General features: G+C 33.5%; 20 protein-coding genes and 2 pseudogenes. 4 read left to right on the forward strand and 18 right to left on the reverse strand.

The window, feature by feature from the left end:
• Nucleotides 1-51: 51 nt before the first annotated feature.
• The 3 genes from ACZ42G_RS09910 to ACZ42G_RS09920 all read right to left on the reverse strand — a co-directional run bounded on the left by ACZ42G_RS09910 (nt 52) and on the right by ACZ42G_RS09920 (nt 2,750).
• Nucleotides 52-645: a DUF1847 domain-containing protein gene (locus tag ACZ42G_RS09910; protein WP_464850305.1), complete on the reverse strand. Its 594-nt coding sequence runs from the start codon at nt 643-645 to the stop codon at nt 52-54.
• Nucleotides 646-712: 67 nt separating this feature from the next.
• Nucleotides 713-2,080, reverse strand: a complete 1,368-nt coding sequence (locus ACZ42G_RS09915; protein WP_464850307.1) for a HAMP domain-containing sensor histidine kinase — start codon at nt 2,078-2,080, stop codon at nt 713-715.
• Nucleotide 2,081: 1 nt separating this feature from the next.
• Nucleotides 2,082-2,750, reverse strand: coding sequence for a response regulator transcription factor (locus ACZ42G_RS09920; RefSeq protein WP_464852157.1), 669 nt, complete (start codon nt 2,748-2,750; stop codon nt 2,082-2,084).
• Between the two features lie 158 nt (nt 2,751-2,908).
• Between ACZ42G_RS09920 and ACZ42G_RS09925 the strand changes: the two genes are divergently transcribed.
• Nucleotides 2,909-3,421: an alkyl sulfatase-like hydrolase gene (locus ACZ42G_RS09925; RefSeq protein ID WP_464850309.1), complete on the forward strand. Its 513-nt coding sequence runs from the start codon at nt 2,909-2,911 to the stop codon at nt 3,419-3,421.
• A gap of 103 nt (nt 3,422-3,524) precedes the next feature.
• Here the strand turns inward: ACZ42G_RS09925 and ACZ42G_RS09930 are convergent, their stop codons facing one another.
• The 4 genes from ACZ42G_RS09930 to ACZ42G_RS09945 all read right to left on the reverse strand — a co-directional run bounded on the left by ACZ42G_RS09930 (nt 3,525) and on the right by ACZ42G_RS09945 (nt 6,931).
• The gene (locus tag ACZ42G_RS09930) at nt 3,525-3,881 is read right to left on the reverse strand and encodes a NifB/NifX family molybdenum-iron cluster-binding protein (RefSeq protein WP_464850311.1); all 357 of its coding nucleotides are present in this window, start codon (nt 3,879-3,881) and stop codon (nt 3,525-3,527) included.
• Nucleotides 3,882-4,011: 130 nt separating this feature from the next.
• Nucleotides 4,012-5,412, reverse strand: coding sequence for a [FeFe] hydrogenase H-cluster radical SAM maturase HydG (gene hydG, locus ACZ42G_RS09935; RefSeq protein WP_085113490.1), 1,401 nt, complete (start codon nt 5,410-5,412; stop codon nt 4,012-4,014).
• A 102-nt stretch (nt 5,413-5,514) separates the two neighbouring features.
• Nucleotides 5,515-6,387, reverse strand: a complete 873-nt coding sequence (locus ACZ42G_RS09940) for a YitT family protein (RefSeq protein ID WP_085113489.1) — start codon at nt 6,385-6,387, stop codon at nt 5,515-5,517.
• 256 nt (nt 6,388-6,643) lie between these two features.
• Nucleotides 6,644-6,931 carry a DUF5320 domain-containing protein gene (locus tag ACZ42G_RS09945; RefSeq protein ID WP_085113488.1) on the reverse strand — a complete coding sequence of 96 codons (288 nt, stop codon included), beginning with the start codon at nt 6,929-6,931 and terminating at the stop codon, nt 6,644-6,646.
• 207 nt (nt 6,932-7,138) lie between these two features.
• Between ACZ42G_RS09945 and ACZ42G_RS09950 the strand changes: the two genes are divergently transcribed.
• Nucleotides 7,139-7,327 (forward strand): hypothetical protein, encoded by a 189-nt coding sequence (locus ACZ42G_RS09950; RefSeq protein WP_045410552.1) that lies wholly within the window; start codon nt 7,139-7,141, stop codon nt 7,325-7,327.
• A gap of 56 nt (nt 7,328-7,383) precedes the next feature.
• On the opposite strand, the gene ACZ42G_RS09955 is transcribed toward ACZ42G_RS09950, so the two are convergent.
• From ACZ42G_RS09955 to ACZ42G_RS09990, 8 genes and pseudogenes are all read right to left on the reverse strand, one after another.
• Complete coding sequence (locus ACZ42G_RS09955; protein WP_274894067.1) at nt 7,384-7,842, reverse strand: Fur family transcriptional regulator; 459 nt, start codon at nt 7,840-7,842, stop codon at nt 7,384-7,386.
• Nucleotides 7,843-7,952: 110 nt separating this feature from the next.
• The gene (locus ACZ42G_RS09960) at nt 7,953-8,114 is read right to left on the reverse strand and encodes a hypothetical protein (protein WP_168170207.1); all 162 of its coding nucleotides are present in this window, start codon (nt 8,112-8,114) and stop codon (nt 7,953-7,955) included.
• A gap of 119 nt (nt 8,115-8,233) precedes the next feature.
• Nucleotides 8,234-8,893, reverse strand: a complete 660-nt coding sequence (locus ACZ42G_RS09965; RefSeq protein ID WP_464850313.1) for a hypothetical protein — start codon at nt 8,891-8,893, stop codon at nt 8,234-8,236.
• A gap of 108 nt (nt 8,894-9,001) precedes the next feature.
• On the reverse strand, nt 9,002-10,174 hold the full coding sequence (locus ACZ42G_RS09970) for an ABC transporter permease (RefSeq protein WP_435619909.1): 1,173 nt from the start codon (nt 10,172-10,174) through the stop codon (nt 9,002-9,004).
• A 15-nt stretch (nt 10,175-10,189) separates the two neighbouring features.
• Nucleotides 10,190-10,882: an ABC transporter ATP-binding protein gene (locus tag ACZ42G_RS09975; RefSeq protein WP_014759209.1), complete on the reverse strand. Its 693-nt coding sequence runs from the start codon at nt 10,880-10,882 to the stop codon at nt 10,190-10,192.
• 2 nt (nt 10,883-10,884) lie between these two features.
• Complete coding sequence (locus ACZ42G_RS09980; RefSeq protein ID WP_464850314.1) at nt 10,885-12,654, reverse strand: efflux RND transporter periplasmic adaptor subunit; 1,770 nt, start codon at nt 12,652-12,654, stop codon at nt 10,885-10,887.
• 260 nt (nt 12,655-12,914) lie between these two features.
• Nucleotides 12,915-13,463: an FtsW/RodA/SpoVE family cell cycle protein gene (locus ACZ42G_RS09985; RefSeq protein ID WP_464852158.1), complete on the reverse strand. Its 549-nt coding sequence runs from the start codon at nt 13,461-13,463 to the stop codon at nt 12,915-12,917.
• A gap of 2 nt (nt 13,464-13,465) precedes the next feature.
• Nucleotides 13,466-13,915: pseudogene (locus ACZ42G_RS09990) on the reverse strand (IS701 family transposase); the annotation flags it as partial.
• 201 nt (nt 13,916-14,116) lie between these two features.
• Here ACZ42G_RS09990 and ACZ42G_RS09995 point away from each other — a divergent pair.
• Nucleotides 14,117-14,491: a manganese efflux pump gene (locus ACZ42G_RS09995; protein ID WP_350494222.1), complete on the forward strand. Its 375-nt coding sequence runs from the start codon at nt 14,117-14,119 to the stop codon at nt 14,489-14,491.
• Between the two features lie 70 nt (nt 14,492-14,561).
• On the opposite strand, the gene fliD is transcribed toward ACZ42G_RS09995, so the two are convergent.
• On the reverse strand, nt 14,562-15,863 hold the full coding sequence (gene fliD, locus ACZ42G_RS10000) for a flagellar filament capping protein FliD (RefSeq protein WP_085113724.1): 1,302 nt from the start codon (nt 15,861-15,863) through the stop codon (nt 14,562-14,564).
• Nucleotides 15,864-16,106: 243 nt separating this feature from the next.
• Between fliD and ACZ42G_RS10005 the strand changes: the two genes are divergently transcribed.
• Nucleotides 16,107-17,042 carry a polysaccharide deacetylase family protein gene (locus ACZ42G_RS10005; protein WP_085113725.1) on the forward strand — a complete coding sequence of 312 codons (936 nt, stop codon included), beginning with the start codon at nt 16,107-16,109 and terminating at the stop codon, nt 17,040-17,042.
• Nucleotides 17,043-17,215: 173 nt separating this feature from the next.
• Here ACZ42G_RS10005 and ACZ42G_RS10010 read toward each other — a convergent pair.
• Nucleotides 17,216-17,689: pseudogene (locus ACZ42G_RS10010) on the reverse strand (GGDEF domain-containing protein); the annotation flags it as partial.
• 90 nt (nt 17,690-17,779) lie between these two features.
• Nucleotides 17,780-18,361 (reverse strand): response regulator, encoded by a 582-nt coding sequence (locus ACZ42G_RS10015; RefSeq protein ID WP_045410556.1) that lies wholly within the window; start codon nt 18,359-18,361, stop codon nt 17,780-17,782.

Consider the following 18,361-nt stretch of genomic DNA (forward strand, 5'->3'; position numbering starts at 1 on the left):
ATTTATAGTAGAAAATAAAAAAGCTATCCTCATATATGGATAGCTCCTCTCCTATTCTTCAAATGCCTTTACAGGACAATGACCGTACTTCCTATCCTTAGCGACCAAAGTTGTAACATATGCTTTAGAATTTTTGTTAAATAATATATCATGTCCAACGCAAAGCCCAACAACCACATTCAGTTCTGTATTTTCTTTATTCATTATTTCAGCTTGTGTGATTGGATTGCATGTTGCAATGAATTTGTCCCTCTTTTTCTCTATTCCAATTTCTTTTACATCTACTGAACCTACCTTGCAACACACTGGTACAACTGTAATGTCGTATTTATCAAGCATCTTTACAAATTTCTTTGCTTCTTTTTCAAGTGAATAGCAAAAAGCAACGCCAATCTTCTTTATACCCATTTGCACAATTAAATTGATTATTTCATCTGCTCTGCTCCTTAATTCGCCATTTTCAGCCACAGGAAGCGTATTGGCTATTTTAATAATCTTATTCACATCATCATCGTTGTTATATTTTTCAATTGATTCATTAATAATATCTTTTTCTATAACTGTAGGACAATTCTTTGGGAAATTTCCATCACCTTTTGCGCAAGGTTTGTTAGGACATACTGCACAAGAAAATATAGAATCCATAAAATCACTCCTTGTATACTGTATTCATTTAATATTATATCATATACCCATCCCATTGTATAGGGGGTTAGTATATGATTGAATTTCGTGTATTTTCTTTCTCTAAGGTAAAATAAAATGAAGTTCCTTTATTTATCTCGCTTTCTATATGATATTCACTGCCATGCAAATCCAATATTTCTCTTACTATCGCAAGTCCCAACCCTGTACCTTTATTATCACCTTTGTAAAATTTTTTAAAAACATCTTGCATCTTTTCTCTCTCTATTCCTTTACCCGTGTCTGATACAATGACTTTTGCATGATCATCCTCTAATATCGAAGAAATAGTAATTAAACCTGCTTCATCAATGCTTTTTATCGAATTGCTTAAGAGATTCATCAGAACTCTTCTAATTAGTTCAACATCTCCATTTACAATAACATCAAGATTCTTCGTGACAATATTTATATTTTTACCATGTAACAATGGTTCAAAGCTTAAAATTACATCATCAACTAAATTTTTTAAATTAAAAGACGTTATTTTTAATTTAACTAAACCTGATTGAAGCTTTGATAATGATAAAACATCGTCTATCATTTTTGACATTCGATCGACTTCATTTAATGCAGCATTTAAATATCTATTCCTTTTTTCTTTATCATCACCATAAAAATCTAATAACATTTCACAGTATCCTTTTATAAGTCCTAAAGGCGTCTTAAGGTCGTGTGTAATATTTGCTATTAAATCTTTTTTAAATTTCTCTGCTGTACTGAGGTTTTTTGCCATACTATTCATCGACATTGCAAGATCTTCTAATTCGTCATTTGTCTTTACATCTAATTTCACGTCAAGATTCCCAGAGGCTATATTTTGCGCCGCATTTTTTAAATCATCAATTGGCTTTGTCAGCCTTTTCGACATGATAATTGACATAATGATTATTACAACAATACATATTAGTAGCATCAAAAAAAATTCACTTTTAAATATGACGGTAGTATCAGTAATAGTCGATAGTGGAATAGTCAATACCAGTTTTGCGTTTTGATTATTGTATGAAAATGATCTTATAACTGCAAGAGATTTTACACCAATTGATGGATGCGTAAATTCCACCACACTTAATTTTTCATTTGTATTAAGGAAAGTTTTTGGCAACCCTATTCCATAGCCTTGTCCGTTCCCATGTGTTCCAAAAATCAATTTACCTGTATCAGCTACTGCAATTACTTTTGCATTGGATTCTTCCATAAGCTCATTAGCAGTTTTGTCATCATTTTTAGATAACGCATTGGCAATTTCTAAGCTATAGTTTTTCAACTGATTAATCTTATAATAAGTGTATATCTTACTTATAAAGACAACTTGAGACAAGTAAAACAATAAAAAAATTATTCCTGTTATAATCAGATACGTAATAAAAAGCTTTTTTCTTATGCCTCTCACTTTAATCACCACCTAATTTATATCCATAACCCCATACTGTTTTTATAATGTCCCTTTTATCGCCAAGTTTTTCTCTCAACTGCTTTATATGTGTATCGACTGTCCTTAAATCGCCAAAAAATTCATATCCCCAAACAATATTAAGGCATTTCTCACGGCTTAACGCCTTCCCCATGTTTTGTGCAAGTAGATTTAAAAGATCAAATTCTTTTGGAGTAAGATCTATTTTCTTTCCATCAACTTTAACAACTCTTGAATCAGTGTCAATAGTAATACCCGAAAAAGATATTAGATTATCAGATTCAGTCCATTTAGATCTCGATAAGATAGCTTTTATCCTTGCTATGACTTCTCTCGGACTAAATGGTTTGACTACGTAATCATCAGCGCCAAGTTCAAATCCTAAAAGCCTATCGTATTCTTCACTGCGGGCAGTTATCATCATTACAGGTATTTTAGATGATTCTCTTATTGTCTTTAAAACATTCCAACCACTCATATCTGGCAACATTACATCCAACAAGACTATATCAAATGAATTATTTTTAAATATATTTATTCCTGTAATGCCATCTTCAGCAAATAAAGCATCGAAATTGTTCTTCTCTAAGTAAGTTTTTAAAATATCCCTCATTCCCTCCTCGTCTTCAATGACCAACACTTTTTCCATCATAAAACACCTCCAATTTTAGTTTACATATTCTAAAAACTATTTACAATATTATCAAAAAATCTTCACAAAAACATCACAATTTCATTAAAGATGTATCAAATATAATGGGTAGAATAAAAGTGTAAGATAAATAAATTTTGAAAGGAGATGTTTTTATGAACATCAAAAAATTAGTAGCATCAATAATGGTAGGAGGTTTACTTTTAACAGGCATTGCTGCATATGCAGAGACAGCAAATAACAATTCGCCTCAAATAAACACATCATATACTGCACCAAGGTATAGCAGAGCTCAAATGGTAGATTTTATGGCAAATCTTTTAGGAAAGTCTACAGACGAAACATTGAAACTTTTAAATTCCGGTAAGACACTGGAACAAATAGCAGTTGAAAATGGTGTAAAATTAGAAGACTTCAAAAATGCCTTGTTAAAACAAAAAACCGACTATATAGACCAAATGGTTAAAAATGGTGTAATTACAGAAGAAAGGGCAACAGAGCTAAAATCACTACTTAAAGAAAGAATAAATGCATGTGATGGTACTGGCAATGGTGGTGCAGGACTTGGAATAGGCTTTGGAAGAAATGGAATGTCAGGTAATGGATATGGCAAAGGACACGGTACAGGTTTCGGTAAAAATATGCATTTTCAATCAGGAAACAACTAATTCAGTTCCTAATGATAGTTTTGCACATTGATAATATACAATTTGCTGATTCATTTAATATGGCCACAGGAATTATCCTGCGGCCATATTATTTTTTATATTTTTAGTCTTCACAGTGTCCTTCATGTTCATGTTTTTCACATGCACTACCTGTAGATATCAAAGATCCATCAATATATTTCTTTACCACATCTTCAGCATCGCCAGACGCACCTGTAATGACATCAATGCCGTAAGAATTAAACAAATCTATTGCGCTTGAACCCATTCCACCAGAAATGATGCATTCAACGCCTTTGTCTTTCAAAAATTCCGGCAAATATCCTGGTCTATGTCCTGGATTTTCAATAAAATTGGCACTTACTATTTTATTTTCTTCCACATTAAAAATCCTAAATCCCTCACAATGTCCAAAATGCATTGAAACGCTTCTTCCATCAGTAGCAACAGCTATCTTCATTTAAACATCCATCCTTTCAACATTTCAAACATACGTCATATACAATTATAAATATATAATTATTTTTGTCATATGTCAACAAAAATATTAAAATTTCTCTGTAAAAAAATCCGGGATAACCCGGATTTTTTTAGAAGTACAGATCTCTTTCACCATTTTCTAACCGTTTGAGTCTATTTTTCGTCTCTTCTCTTACCTTATCAGAAGGAATATTTTCTATGTTTGCAGCAATCGTTTCTTCACCTATAGCCTTTGTAGCTTCATCACCGTAATCTAAAAGGAACTCCTTAAATGTAAGTATAGCATTTGGCAAACAGAAATTGTGAATCTGTCCTGATTTAGCAAAGCTCATAAACCTATCGCCAGTACGCCCCATTCTGTAACATGCTGTACAATAACTTGGCAAATAATGCTGCTCACATAGTGTTCTCAATATCTCATTTGGCGTCCTATGATCCCCTACTTCAAACTGAGGTTTCGTACTTTCTTTCCTTGATATTTCTTCGTAATAGCCACCTACACCTGTACAAGAACCAGCACTTACCTGAGATATGCCTACGCTTATAACTTCTTCTCTAAATTCAGGAAGTTCTCTTGTAGATAAGATCATTCCCGTATACGGTACGGCAAGCCTTATTACAGCTACAAGCTTTTTAAAATCTTTATCAGACACCAGATATGGGTATTCATCTAACGTTATATTTAAAGCAGGTCTAAGTCTTGGAACAGATATAGTATGTGGTCCAACACCAAATTTTTCATCAAGATGATTTGCATGGTACAAAAGTGCTATTGTCTCGTACTTGTAGTCATAAAGTCCATACAAGACTCCCAAGCCTACATCATCAATACCCGCTTCCATGGCTCTATCCATGGCAGTTGTATGATAATCGTAGTCATGCTTTGGCCCTGTAGGATGCATATATTCGTATGTGGGCCTGTGGTAAGTCTCTTGGAATAATATATACGTCCCTATGCCTACATCCTTTAACTTTTTATAATTTTCAACAGTGGTAGCAGCAATATTTACATTGACTCTCCTTATGCTGCCATTTTTCAATTTTGTATCGTAAATTGTCTTAATCACATCTAAGACATAATCAATAGGACAATTTACAGGATCCTCACCTGCCTCAACCGCCAATCTTTTATGTCCCATTTCCTCCAATATCTCTATCTCACGCCTTACCTCATCCATAGTAAGTCTTTTGCGTTCTTGTTCATTGGAGTGTTTGTAACCGCAATACCTGCAATTGTTAACACAATAATTGCTAATGTAAAGTGGCGCAAATATGACTATTCTGTTGCCGTAAATTTGCTCTTTAATATATCTTGCAACTTTGTACATTTCATCAAGAAGCTCATCATCTTCCAAATTTAGAAGAACTGCCGCTTCTTCAGGCGTAATACCTTTCAAATTTTTGGCTTTTTCAATGATTCTCAGTGCTTCATCTTTTGATGCACCTTCACCATATTTTAAAGCCGCTTTTATCTTCTCGTCGTCAATAAAATCTGCAATTTGCCTATCCATATATTGATTTCTCCTTCCCTTGCCCTCAGTAAATCCCTTGGGCTTAGTATTTATAATAAAATTATATACCTATTTTGTTAAATATTCAACAATGAAATTTTGCTAAAATAAATCGTCCATAAATCCTTTCCCTCTTACCTCAGAAACGTCTAAAATTGATATAAATGCATTGCTGTCAATGCTGTAAACTAGATGTTTAATATATGGAATTTGTGAAAGTGATACAACGCAATACAGTATTCTGCGATTAGTCTTTGTATATGCACCTTCAGCTTGAATAAACGTAACACCTCTTTTTAAATCATTCATGATTGCATTGCTAATCTTTTCCTCATCATTTGTAATTATAAAAAGCATCTTTCGCCTGTTAAACCCATTTATCGTCTTATCCAGCACAATCGAATTTATTGACATTGAAACAAGTGTGTATAAAGCACTTTTAAGCCCTATAAATATGGCTCCAGCCAAGACTATGAAAAAATTAATATATAGGTTTGTCTTACCCAATTCAAAATTCTCATATTTTTTCTTTACTAATACAGATATTATATCAAGTCCACCAGTTGAGCCATGATTAGCAAATACTATTCCCATGCCTGCACCTGTAAGTACACCACCGTAAAGGCATAATAATATGGGATCGTCAAAATTGATTAATTTATCTAAAAACTGAGTTAATATCAAAAAAACAGATAGAGAAGCTGTACCTAATATCGTATAGAAAGTAAATCGAGAACCTATTTTTTTGTAGCTTAAAATAAGCAATGGTATATTAAGCATGAAAATCGTGTATCCGGCAGGAAGTCCTGTCAAATACTGTACAATTAGAGAAATACCAGATACACCACCACTTAAAAGTCTTGCATGTACGATAAATGTATTAATTCCAATTGAATAAATAAAAGTGCCAAAGAGGATTCCCAGTATATTTTTTACGCTTAATCTGCTTCTTAATTTATTGTTGCCAACAAACATTATTATAATTGCCTCCTACAGTCTTATATAAACAAGATATTATATCAATGAAACATCTTCCAAAATTAAGTTTAAACTATGTCAGTTAATTATGCAATAAATTATTCAAAATAATTTTTTAAAAAGTAAAAATTTCATTTATGCTATTCTGATACATTTATATTCATAAAAACTAAAATAATTATGCATAAATTTTTATATTCACTTTCAAAAAAATAAAGCCAGCAGCAATGATTGCCACCAGCTTTTCATAATATTACTTGTTATCTTTGTCTTCGTCGTCTAAATCCTTCAATCTGTCTTCTATATATTTAAGTTGGTCCTTAAGGTATTGGGCTTGTGCATTAAGGTAAGATTTCTCGTCAACAGCATTTCCATATCTTGCCCAAAACGGTGCTTTAGTTGCGTAATACATGTTTCTATATCCTCTGTGTATACCATGTCCACTCATATATCCTGGAGCACCATGCCCACAGCAAAATCCCATACCTCTTCCAGACATCGGACCATAGCCCATTGGACCTGTTCCGTCTCCTCTTGGCATATAAACCACTCCTTTAAATTATTTTGGTCTTATGACCGTTTCACAATTATATATTACCACCGTTTTTGTCATATGTCAATAATATTTTAAAAAATTTCTTCTCTCCAAATCTTTGTATGACATAAATATCTACAAAGACTCTAGCTTGACATTCTACATAAATAGCTTTTAGCATCATTCTCAATTACTACAGTGCTTGCTCAAAGTTTGCTGAGCAAAAATGCTGCAATGGCTTCTGGCTTGGCACTTGGATTTGGAACAGGAATAGGTGGTCTTGGCGTAGGTTTATTTGGAATACTCATTGACTTTAATGGTGTTACATCAGCAATTTTACTAATGGCAATCATACCAATTTTAGCAGGTTTAATAAGCTTAAGTATAAGAACACAAAGCTAAAATCAATTTTATTAATAGTAGCTCTTATATTTTATAGAGATGCTACTATTAATTTTTTATTCTTTGAGTTTTTCTCTGCATTTTTTACATATACCATATACATTAATGCTGCCATAATTTATATCAAATCCATATTTATCTTTTACTAAATTTAGAAACTGTATGATTTCATAATCTGAATACTCTTCTACATTGTTACAATGCTTACAAATCAAATGTATGGGAATATTGCCCTTTTGAGGTGTAATTAACTCATAATATTTTACATTATTGATTGTATTGGCAGAAATAATATTTTTTTTAATCAACATGTCCAGATTTCTATAAAGAGTCGCTATGCCATAATTGGGATCTTCTTTCTTGACAATCTTCAGTAAACTATTGAAATCAAAATGAACATAAGGATTGTTTGTAAATATCTTTAAAAGTATCAATCTGGTTAATGTGATTTTTACACCAGTCTTTTTTAAAAAATCTATTAAATTTTGTAAAGATACATTTTCCAATTCTATCACCACTTAAATTATAATTAACATATGTTCATTATATATGATATAATTAATTTCTTTATATGTCAATAATTTATCACAAACTAAGGGTACACAACTTTGTGTACCCTTCAGCTTTATGTTACGTACTGTACTTTTTTAATACGTCCTTCTTGATCGTACAATTTTACTATGAATTTATTTTCCTTTACTTTAATTTCACAAAAACATTCTCTGCAGAAAAATAAATTGCCTCCAATTTTACCGACATTCTTACTTTTACAATTAGGACACCTCATTTTGATTACCTCTTTTTACAATCATTCTGTATTTTAAAAATGCAGCCTAACCTAATGTTAGGCTGCTTTATAGGGAGGTTATATTAATTATGTTATGTCCTTTGTAATCATTATTATTATCATAATGTATTAGAAGCATCTGAATTTACTGTCGTGGTGCTTTTAGGAGTATTTGTTTTGCTTCCTTTTAAGTCATTAAGTATTTGTTGCTCTTGCGTCGATGTTATTTGATTCTTCTTAACTGCTTCATCAAGCACTTTTTTAAATCTTCCCATAAAACTAAATCTTTCGTGTACCACACCCATGTACTTCTTCAAATAACGTGTAACAAATTGTGGATAGCCATTCCCATCCCATTTATTGACTTTATCGGTAAAATTCTTAATAAGAGTATTAGCTTTGTCTTGTGTAATCTTGCCATTCTTTACTTGATTATTAACGATATTTGTAAAATCATCAATAAGCGTTTGCTTTTTTTGATCTAAAGTCATATTGTTAAAATCTTCTATCTTCTGCTCAGCAGTATTTATTTTAGTCAAAATCTTGTTTTCCTCATCTTGGCTAATCTTGCCTTGATTATACTTCTCTTCAATTTTTGTCTTGAGATTTTCTAAAGTTTGTATTGGGTCAAACTTTTTGTTTGTCTTAACTGTCTGGCTTGTTGAGGCATTTGAATTAGCCTGTGAAGATGATGTTGATGTATCCGCAAAGGCTATTGATGTCAAAAGAACCGTGCCTATGACAGCAGTCGCTATGATTTTTTTGCTTTTCCCTGTCATAAAAAATCCTCCTTATGTTTTATTTTAAACTCATTATAGCCCAAAATTTTTAACAAACTGTTAAATAAGTGTATATTTTTTGTTAATGTTTATTTCCATTGCCATTCTTTACTCATACCGCAAAGCCTCAATCGGTTTAAGCCCCGCTGCCTTGTTTGCAGGATATATCCCAAAGAATAAGCCTATTAAGAGGGAAAATGAGAATGATATTAATATCGTATTTACAGATGGACTTACTGTCATGTTCATAAAGTGTCCCATCAGATACGATGCTATAAATCCAAAGATTACTCCTACTATTCCTCCTACTCCGCTTATGGTCAACGATTCTATCATAAACTGCAGCAGTATGTCCCTTTTCTTAGCTCCTAATGCTTTTCTTATGCCTATTTCTCTCGTCCTCTCTGTGACTGATACTAACATTATGTTCATTATGCCTATGCCGCCTACTATTAATGCTATGCCTGCTATTCCACCCAGCATCATGGACAGTGTGTTGCTGACGCTGTTTACTGTTGATAATAGGTCTGATTGGTTTAATATTCTGTATGCGTTTGTGTCGCCTTTGAATATGGTGTTTAGCATGTTTTCTACGTGGTACTGTGCTATGTTTACGTATTGTTCTGATGATGCGCTTAGGTATATCTGAGTTATTCCTCTGTTTCGCTGAAATACGAACATCGTCTTTATCGGGATGAATATTGAGTCATCATAGGAGTTTGATATTGATGATCCTCCTGATGCTAATACTCCTACTACTGTGAAGTTGTTTCCATCCAATTGTATTGTTTTGCCTAATGGGTCTGTGAATCCAAATAGGTCACTGGCTACGTTGCTGCCTATTACTGCTACTTTTTGCCTCATGTCATTGTCTATTGATAGTATGAACCTACCTTCAGCAAGTTTTAAATTTCTCAGTGTGGCATAGTTTTCGTTTACTCCGCTTATGTTTTCTTCGTATGATTGGTCACCGTATTTGGCATATGCGTTGGCACTCATTATTGGGGATATTTGCGATATGTACGGTGAGTCTCCTATTGACATGGCTTGGCTGTAGGACAAGGATGTGTCCATACCCCTGCCCATTATTGATACCATTATCAGGTTTGACCCCATGCTTTTTATCTGTGATGTTACTCCTTCTGTGGCTCCTTGTCCTAAGCTTACCAGTCCTATTACTGACATTACGCCTATTACTATTCCAAGCATGGTAAGAAATGATCTTAGTTTGTTGTCTATTATGCTTTTTAAGGACATTTTTATTGCCTGCATCAATGCCATTCTACGCACTTCCTTTTATTCATATATTTTGCCGTCCATTATTTTTACAGTCCTTTTTGCTTGATTTGCTACGTTTATGTCGTGGGTTATGAGTATTATGGTGTTGCCTCTTTCGTTTAATTCTTTTATTATTTTCATGACTTCTTTGCCGCTTTGGGAGTCTAAGTTTCCTGTCGGTTCGTCTGCCAGTATAAGATGCGGGTTGTTGGCTAAGGCTCTTGCTATTGCTACTCTCTGCTGCTGTCCTCCTGATAATTCTGTAGGTTTATGGTGTATTCTTTTTTCCAGACCTACCATGGTAAGGAGCTCTACTGCTCTATTGTACCTTTCTTTTGCAGGTATGCCTTTGTATATCATTGGAAGTTCTACATTTTCTAATGCTGTAAGTTTTTGAAGCAGGTTGAAGCTTTGGAATATGAACCCTATTTCGCTGGATCTTAGTTCAGCCAGTTTGTTTTCATTTAGCTTGCTTGTGTCGTTTCCGTTTAGGTAGTATTCTCCTTCTGTCATTACGTCTAAACACCCTATTATATTCATCAATGTAGATTTTCCTGAGCCTGATGGTCCTACTATTGACACAAATTCTCCTTCGTCGACAGTTAAGTTTATGTTGTCCAAAGCTCTTACTTCGTTGTCTCCCATCTTGTATATCTTTGACAGGTTTCTCATGGTTATGACATTTTTGTTTAATTTGCCGTTATTCTCCATAGCTAATTTCTACTCCTATTCCCACCAGATTGTTGTCTCACTATAAAACCGGCTCCTCCTGATCCACCACCAAAGCTTCTACTGCCAAAATTGCCACCGCCGCCAAATCCGCCAAAACCAGTGCGATTGTTATTGCCATTTGACGAAGTTGCCGCAGCACCAAATATCAATACTTTATCACCTTCGTTTAATCCGCTTACTATCTCTATATATTTGTCGTTGTAAAGGCCTGTTTGAACTTGTCTTATATTTCTTCTTCTGTTACTGTTATTCGAATTATTTTCATCATATAATATCACGTATTTGTTATTCCCATTAGTCTGAACCGCTTCAATTGGCAATAGAAGCGCATTATCCTTCTCTGCCACGATTATCGAAGCATTCATTGTTTGTCCTAATTTCAACTTATCTGTATAAGGCAGCGATACAGTTACATCATAAGACGCCACATTATTTTGTATCGTTGGAATAGACGATATTTCCGTTACTGTTCCATCAAAAGTTTCTCCAGGTAAATCGTCTGTCGTCAAAGTGACTTTTTGTCCAACTTTAATCTTGCTAATATCGGTTTCGTCTATAGGTACATCTACCGAATAATTGCTATCATTAATTATTACGGCTGTTTCTGCTTGACTTGTCAGTGATGACAAACTGCTTACAGCAACATTACCACTGCTGTTGGCACCACTACCGCTGTTTGCATTTGAACCTGTGCCGCTACTTGCAGATGCACTGTAAGAATTTGAGCCAAGCTCGTCTCCTTCATTTATATTTTGTGAAATGATGACGCCATCAATCGGTGCATATATACTTAAATTATTTAACTGATTTTGCAGGTTATTGTAGTTATTTTGAGCTTGCTGCAGATTCAATTGATCTCTTTTTATCGCCGTATCATCTACATTAGTTGTCAACGTCGCTAATATCGTACCAGCATTTATCTTTTGTCCTTGCTTTACATTGACGCTTGCTACAGTACCTTGTATCTTTGATGAAACTATATTAGTTGTCTTGACACTTAGTGTACCATCTTGAATCGCTCTTTCATCACCAGCACTTGTATGTATTGTCACTTGCACTTTACTTCCATCAGTCAATGCACCTGGATTTGGCAATGTCACCGTTACATAGTAATACGGTGCTCCATTGACAGGTATGGCTTGCGTCGAAACATCTGTCACAGTGCCTGTTACTGTTGCGAAAGAGTCGTATAAATATATATCTGCAGTCTGACCAACTTTTATATCATCTATCTGTGAACCATTAAACGGCACTCTCACAGTCGCATTGGAATAATCGGCAATTGTAGCTATAGTTGTTCCAGGATTGACGTTCTGTCCTGTTGAAACATTTACACTATCAACAATTCCTGAATATGGCGATACAATATTTTGATTTGACACAGTATCGTTATATGTTTTAGTATCATTATCAAGCTGCTGTTGAGCAAGCTGTACACTTACAAGAGCATTTTGTACCTGTTCGTTTAAATTGTCATCTTCTATTTGATAAAGTAACTCACCAGCTTTTACCTTATCTCCAACTTTGTGATAAACTTTTGCCACTGTTCCATTGCCTTTTAACGTTATCACCCTTTTATCCACATCAAGATTTCCTGAACCGTCTATATGCATGACTATGTTTCCTCTTGTTACTGTGGCGTATGGAGCTTCTGATGTCTTCTGAGTGTTTCTTACTTTTGCAAAATAATAAGCTGTACTGCCAACAATAAGGACTAAAGCAACAATGATGGCAATGTATTTCTTTTTCATCATATCCTTCCTTTCCAGCGAAAAATATAAATTAGTACTTAACTATTAATTATACACGTTAGTTTTAAAAAATTGTTGAATAATTTGTTAACTTTTTGTAAGAAAATAATATTAAAAAGTAAAATGCAGCCCAAAATTTTTCGGGCTGCTATTATTAATAAGGGAGGTCAAGGAGAGGCTTTAACTTTCAAGTATAATTATATAGTCTATTTGTGAAAAAATTATGAACAATGTGTAAAAATTTATTTAAAATAATCTGTTCAAAAGTTAATTTTATTTTTCCTCATGCCAATATTTATCAGCAAGCCTATTGACATCATATTGACAATCAGAGAAGTGCCTCCATAGCTAACAAATGGTAGAGGTATCCCTGCTATCGGCATTATGCCTACTGCCATCCCAATATTTTCAAAGACATGAAACGCAAACATTGATAGTATTCCAATCGAAATTAGTCTTCCAAACTTATCCTTAGCATTGTATGCTATCTTCCAAGCTCTGTATAGCAACAAACTATATAGTAAAATCAAAGTTGCTGAACCAATAAATCCTAATTCTTCGCTTAACGCTGAAAAAATAAAATCTGTTTGTGATTCTGGCAAAAAAAACAACTGTGTCTCTGTTCCATGAAATAATCCCTCACCCCAAAACATACCTGATCCAACAGATATAATCGACTGTATAACATGATATCCAGCACCTAAAGGATCAAGGTTAGGATTTATAAATGATAAAAGCCTTTTCCTCTGATATGGTTTTAATAGCTTATACACTATTGGCATAATCGCTATACTAGAACCAATTAGCATGATAGCATCATGGTAAGAAGCTGATGTCCCCAAACTTGCTTTCCTTTTAAATGTGATTGATGAAATCCTGTTGCCTGGATAGAATGTTTAGCCTGTGACGAAGGCTTAGTTTTTTCAGCAATAGTATCATCAAAAATCACAAATATCGGCTTTTTGCAAGTTTGTGATAATTCAAGTATAATACGAATAACTTCCCGCCTTATAGCTCTCCATGCATACTCTATATTCCAAACACCTTGACTTAAGAATTTGCCAAAGGTAGTTCTATGGCAATTAGCAAAGCTTAAATTAACTATATCAGTAACAGTACCACTATAACCCTTTTGAGTGGCAGCAATTATAAATTCTACAATATGGCGAATAACAGGTTTAGTAAAATATAATGCAAAATTTAATTTCATTAAGTACTGGATTATTGATGAATTTTCTGTTATTCTTTTATTATGAGACATTTGCTCCACTCCTACGGTTAATATTGTTATAGTGCAACAACATATTAATACCATAGAAGTGAGCATTTGTCTCTATTTTTTATTAAATTTTTTCATGTAAGTTTATTATGGTAATTTATGTAAGCTAATTTTCTCATCTATAGTATAAATAGATTTTTACCATCAAACATATCAAATATTGCTGGCAGTCTTATACTTATTATGTTAGGCTTATGGTTTATTTTAGACTATTATAAGAAACGGAAAACAGATACTTTTGACTTTAAGAATAATTACGAAATCCTGATTAATTCAAAAATAGAAGGAAATGATAATTTAAAATATATAGATATGAAAGAATCTATTATTCTTGCTTTTGGTTTAACAATAAACAATTTAGGTTTAGGAATTGGAGCAAGCATTACAGGACTTAACATATATTTTACTACATTATTAACAATTATTTTCAGTTTATTATCCATTCTTTTGGGTTTTATCATAGGCAATACTTACTTAGCCAAAGCGTTTGGCAGTTATGCACCATTAGTTTCAGGTATTTTAATTGTTTTTTTGGGTATATACGAAATTTTCATTTAAATCGTTAAATCTTTATGCTATATAAGAAATTTCCCATCTTTTAGAGGTGGGAAATTTCTTATATTTATTGTTAAATTAATGAATTTATAAATTGACCAGATGGCATCAGCATTGTTTGAATTAATGACGCATCAAGCATTCCAGTTGAATCATAAATTCCCATATTGTTATTGACTAAAGACATCGTTTCATTTGCATAGTCTGTAAGAGGACTTTCAGCTATTTGCCCAGCAAATTGACCTACATTTACAGCCAATCCATCAAATCCAGCAAAGGCTGCTTGTACAGTGCTAAAATTGTTCTGTATTGCATTATTTAAAGTATTTTGGTCTATCGAAAGAGTCATGTCTGGATTTTGAGTAATTCCAATGGCTTGTAAATTTGATGCCTGATATTCATAACTTTGAGTAAGCTCTGAAGCAACAAGAGGACTTATATATTGCTGGTTCTGATTCACATATGTTAACATCTCGTTGTAGTCATTGACAAAATTATTTATGCTGTCGCTTATGGATTGCGTATCAGGCGCCACTGTCACTGTAGCATTGCTTACAGTCTTATTAAATGTCATGGTCAAGTTGTTATTGTCAACATTGACGGTATTTGTTTGAGATGTACCACTTACTCCATTAATAGTATAATTTGCGTTTGTTGCTTCTACTGTTACTGTATTTGCGCCAGTATATGAAACTGCATTGCCGCTGACATCTGTCAACGTGAATGCATTATTTGTTCCAGTATTATTTGCATTTATTTCTAACTGGCTCGTACCAAGATATGGATTGTTATTTACAATGGCTGTAATCCCTATATTTGCAGAGTTAATTGCTTGAGCCATATTATCTAAGACAGTTTGGTTAGTGTCTCCTTGATTGACATTGAAAGATATATTATACTGTTGCCCACCTACTTGTGCTGTAAAGCTGTATGTTCCAGGTGTAAGGCTTGTAACACTATTGCTTGACAAACTTGTCCCATTGTTCTGTTGTGCCATGGCAAGCTGATTTACAGTAACACTATAGGTAGAAGCAGTTGCACCTGGTTGAGCTGATACACTTATGGAATTTGGATCACTGGATGTAGCGACCATCTGGTTAAAAACATTATCAGGCGATGTAAGTTGCAACTGTGACGCCGTTTCATTTAAATTATTTGCGTAACTATTCAGCATGACAAGGGCATTTGTCGATTGCATTGGCAACTGTTGGTTCTCCATATCTGTGTACAATGCTTGCTGTGCGATTTGAGATATATTGTCAGAAGAAATATTTGATAGTGAAGTCAATGGATTGCTCGTATTAAAAAGATAGCTGTAGTCGCTGTAATAAGGATACATCATATACATATAACTTGTATCAAGATAGCTTGCCATATTTTCACCTCCAATCTTTTTATTTTTTTATCGGTAAAACTGTTAAAATTTTTATAGAAGACATCAATTTTTTGTTAATTGCCCAATAAAGTATTTTTAACGAAGGCTTCACAGAAATCTCTAGTCCTATATATGGTAGCAAGTTCCATCTTCTATAGGATGGAATAGGTTCACAATTGATTTTTAGAGTGATTTGGTTTATGCTATAAGAGTAATCTTTTGTTTAGCGCATCGGAGTGATAAATGATGACATTGATTAAGTCAAAAAAATCAGCTATCTTACTTTTTCTGCTATTAGTAATAATAGGATTTACTCTTTTTTATGGAAAAAGCTTATTTGTCAAACATAATTCCGCAAGCAGTGTCAAATCTGCTAAAATTGTATCTAAGATAAAGACTAAAAAAACAAGCAACAAGCCAATAACAACTGTTGTTGCTACTACAGAATATCCGAGTAAAAGTAGTACAAGTAAAATTACATCTATAATATCATCAAACGCAATACCTGACAATGACATATTGTCGCTGGTGGACAGAAGCAATAGAAACGAACTCTTTGAAAGCCCAATACCTCTTAATACTCCTATATTCAGCAGTAACAAAAAAGCCAAAAAATTGCTGGCGCTTACATTTGATGATGGACCTTCAAAAGAGTTTACTAAAAAATATGTAGATGTTTTAAAAAGCTTAAATATAAAGGCGACTTTTTTTGTTGTAGGAAAAATGGCGGAAAAAAACCCTAATTTACTTAAATATATTGCAGAAAACGGCGATGAAATAGGTATTCATTCATACAGTCATAAATATATGCCTCTAATGCCACCTGAGCAGATGATTGACGAGTTTTATAAGACGCAGGCAATTGTTGTCAACGTAGCGGGAGTAAAACCCGATTTATTTAGACCTCCATATGGAGCGTTCAATAATACTCTCGTGAAAATATCAAATGCACTGGGACTTCATGTTGTGCTTTGGACTGTTGATCCAGATGATTGGAAAAGGCCCGGAATACCAAATATAATTAATACAATTGTATCAAAATCATCTTCTGGCTCAATCATTCTTATGCATGAAGGCAATTCAGAAACATTAGCAGCATTGCCACAGATAATTACAAAACTTAGATCTAAAGGATATTCTTTTGTGACAGTATCTGAACTTATGAAAGCTTATCAATAATCAATAGTATTATATAGCTACTTCATGTTCCGCCTCATGCTGGACACCACATAGTGGTTCACACTACCAAGCCCTCAGCGGACTTTCACTGCCAAGTTATCGCCTATACCACGAGCACATTAAAAAGAGAAAGCAGGTTAACCAATTAACCAACTTTCTCTTCTGTTTCTACCTTACCCGGCACACACGCAGTTTCGTCCATTATTTTTCGCTTCATAAAGCATATTGTCTAATCTTAAGAGTACTGTATCAATATTATCGCTTTCTTTAAAGTCAGTCGCTCCAAAGCTTGCTGTCACATTGCCAACATCGTCAAATTTTTCAGTGCTGATCTTAAGTCTCAATACTTCTGCTATATCTGAAACATTACTTAAAGAAGTCTCAGGCAAAAGGATGATGAATTCTTCTCCACCCCATCTAGCAAAGCAATCGGTTTTGCGTATTCTTTCTTTTACAATTTCAGCGACTCTTTTTAGTACCATATCACCTGCTGCATGTCCAAAATAATCATTGACATTTTTAAAATGGTCCAAGTCAAACATGATAAGCGAAAAAGGCTTTTTATTCCCTTTTGTCATTTCTACTTCTTTTTCAAGTACATCCATAAAGAAACGCCTATTGTATATACCTGTAAGTAGATCAGTAACTACAGTTTACAGTTATAGTATTCAAAATTTCGTTTTTCTCCATAAGATCATTTTCAATTTTTCTTTGCGACAACTTTATAATTTCATACTTTAGCCTTCATTGAAAATTTTATATGCCTTCAAAAATTTGTCAGACATTTCTTTATCACCTAAGCCATCGTATATCTTATAGTACAAAAGGTAAAATCTCGGATCGTCTGGATTGACCTTAGATTTTTTAAGCATGTCCAGTGCTTCGATGAAATTATCATTATCAATTAAGTTTTCTATTTCGTTTATTAAATTATTTGTATCATTCTCTTTCGTTTTTTCATGTTCATCAATCATTTTTTCCAAAACAGATTTAACTCTTTTAACAGTAAATGGTTTTTGTATATATTCTACAGCACCTAATTTTGTGCACTCAATCGCATTTTTTATCGTGGCAAATGCCGTTATTATTATGACCGGCGTTGTTATCCCACAAGACCTTATCTTTCTTAAAACTTCGGTGCCACTTAAAAGCGGCATTTTAATATCTATAAACGCAAGCTCTACATCCCCATTTTTTAATATTTTAAGCGCTTCTTCACCGTCTTTAGCCGTTATAACATTATATCCTTCTGATTCAAGGCAAGTAGTAAGAAGCATTCTAATATTCTTAGTATCATCTGCAACTAAAACTTTCTTCAT

It is taken from the genome of Thermoanaerobacterium calidifontis (assembly GCF_055381745.1).

Bases quoted from the DNA above. Each gene is read 5' to 3' on its own strand.
- ACZ42G_RS09995 (WP_350494222.1), top strand. From the start codon at position 14,117: ATGTTAGGCTTATGGTTTATTTTAGACTATTATAAGAAACGGAAAACA.
- ACZ42G_RS09910 (WP_464850305.1), bottom strand. From the start codon at position 645: ATGGATTCTATATTTTCTTGTGCAGTATGTCCTAACAAACCTTGCGCA.
- ACZ42G_RS09940 (WP_085113489.1), bottom strand. From the start codon at position 6,387: ATGTTTGTTGGCAACAATAAATTAAGAAGCAGATTAAGCGTAAAAAAT.
- hydG (WP_085113490.1), bottom strand. From the start codon at position 5,412: ATGGATAGGCAAATTGCAGATTTTATTGACGACGAGAAGATAAAAGCG.
- ACZ42G_RS09980 (WP_464850314.1), bottom strand. From the start codon at position 12,654: ATGAAAAAGAAATACATTGCCATCATTGTTGCTTTAGTCCTTATTGTT.
- ACZ42G_RS09970 (WP_435619909.1), bottom strand. From the start codon at position 10,174: ATGGCATTGATGCAGGCAATAAAAATGTCCTTAAAAAGCATAATAGAC.
- ACZ42G_RS10005 (WP_085113725.1), top strand. From the start codon at position 16,107: ATGATGACATTGATTAAGTCAAAAAAATCAGCTATCTTACTTTTTCTG.
- ACZ42G_RS09920 (WP_464852157.1), bottom strand. From the start codon at position 2,750: ATGGAAAAAGTGTTGGTCATTGAAGACGAGGAGGGAATGAGGGATATT.
- ACZ42G_RS09925 (WP_464850309.1), top strand. From the start codon at position 2,909: ATGAACATCAAAAAATTAGTAGCATCAATAATGGTAGGAGGTTTACTT.
- ACZ42G_RS10015 (WP_045410556.1), bottom strand. From the start codon at position 18,361: ATGAAGAAAGTTTTAGTTGCAGATGATACTAAGAATATTAGAATGCTT.
- ACZ42G_RS09930 (WP_464850311.1), bottom strand. From the start codon at position 3,881: ATGAAGATAGCTGTTGCTACTGATGGAAGAAGCGTTTCAATGCATTTT.
- ACZ42G_RS09960 (WP_168170207.1), bottom strand. From the start codon at position 8,114: ATGAGGTGTCCTAATTGTAAAAGTAAGAATGTCGGTAAAATTGGAGGC.
- ACZ42G_RS09985 (WP_464852158.1), bottom strand. From the start codon at position 13,463: ATGCTAATTGGTTCTAGTATAGCGATTATGCCAATAGTGTATAAGCTA.
- ACZ42G_RS09975 (WP_014759209.1), bottom strand. From the start codon at position 10,882: ATGGAGAATAACGGCAAATTAAACAAAAATGTCATAACCATGAGAAAC.
- fliD (WP_085113724.1), bottom strand. From the start codon at position 15,863: ATGGCAAGCTATCTTGATACAAGTTATATGTATATGATGTATCCTTAT.
- ACZ42G_RS09965 (WP_464850313.1), bottom strand. From the start codon at position 8,893: ATGACAGGGAAAAGCAAAAAAATCATAGCGACTGCTGTCATAGGCACG.
- ACZ42G_RS09945 (WP_085113488.1), bottom strand. From the start codon at position 6,931: ATGCCAAGAGGAGACGGAACAGGTCCAATGGGCTATGGTCCGATGTCT.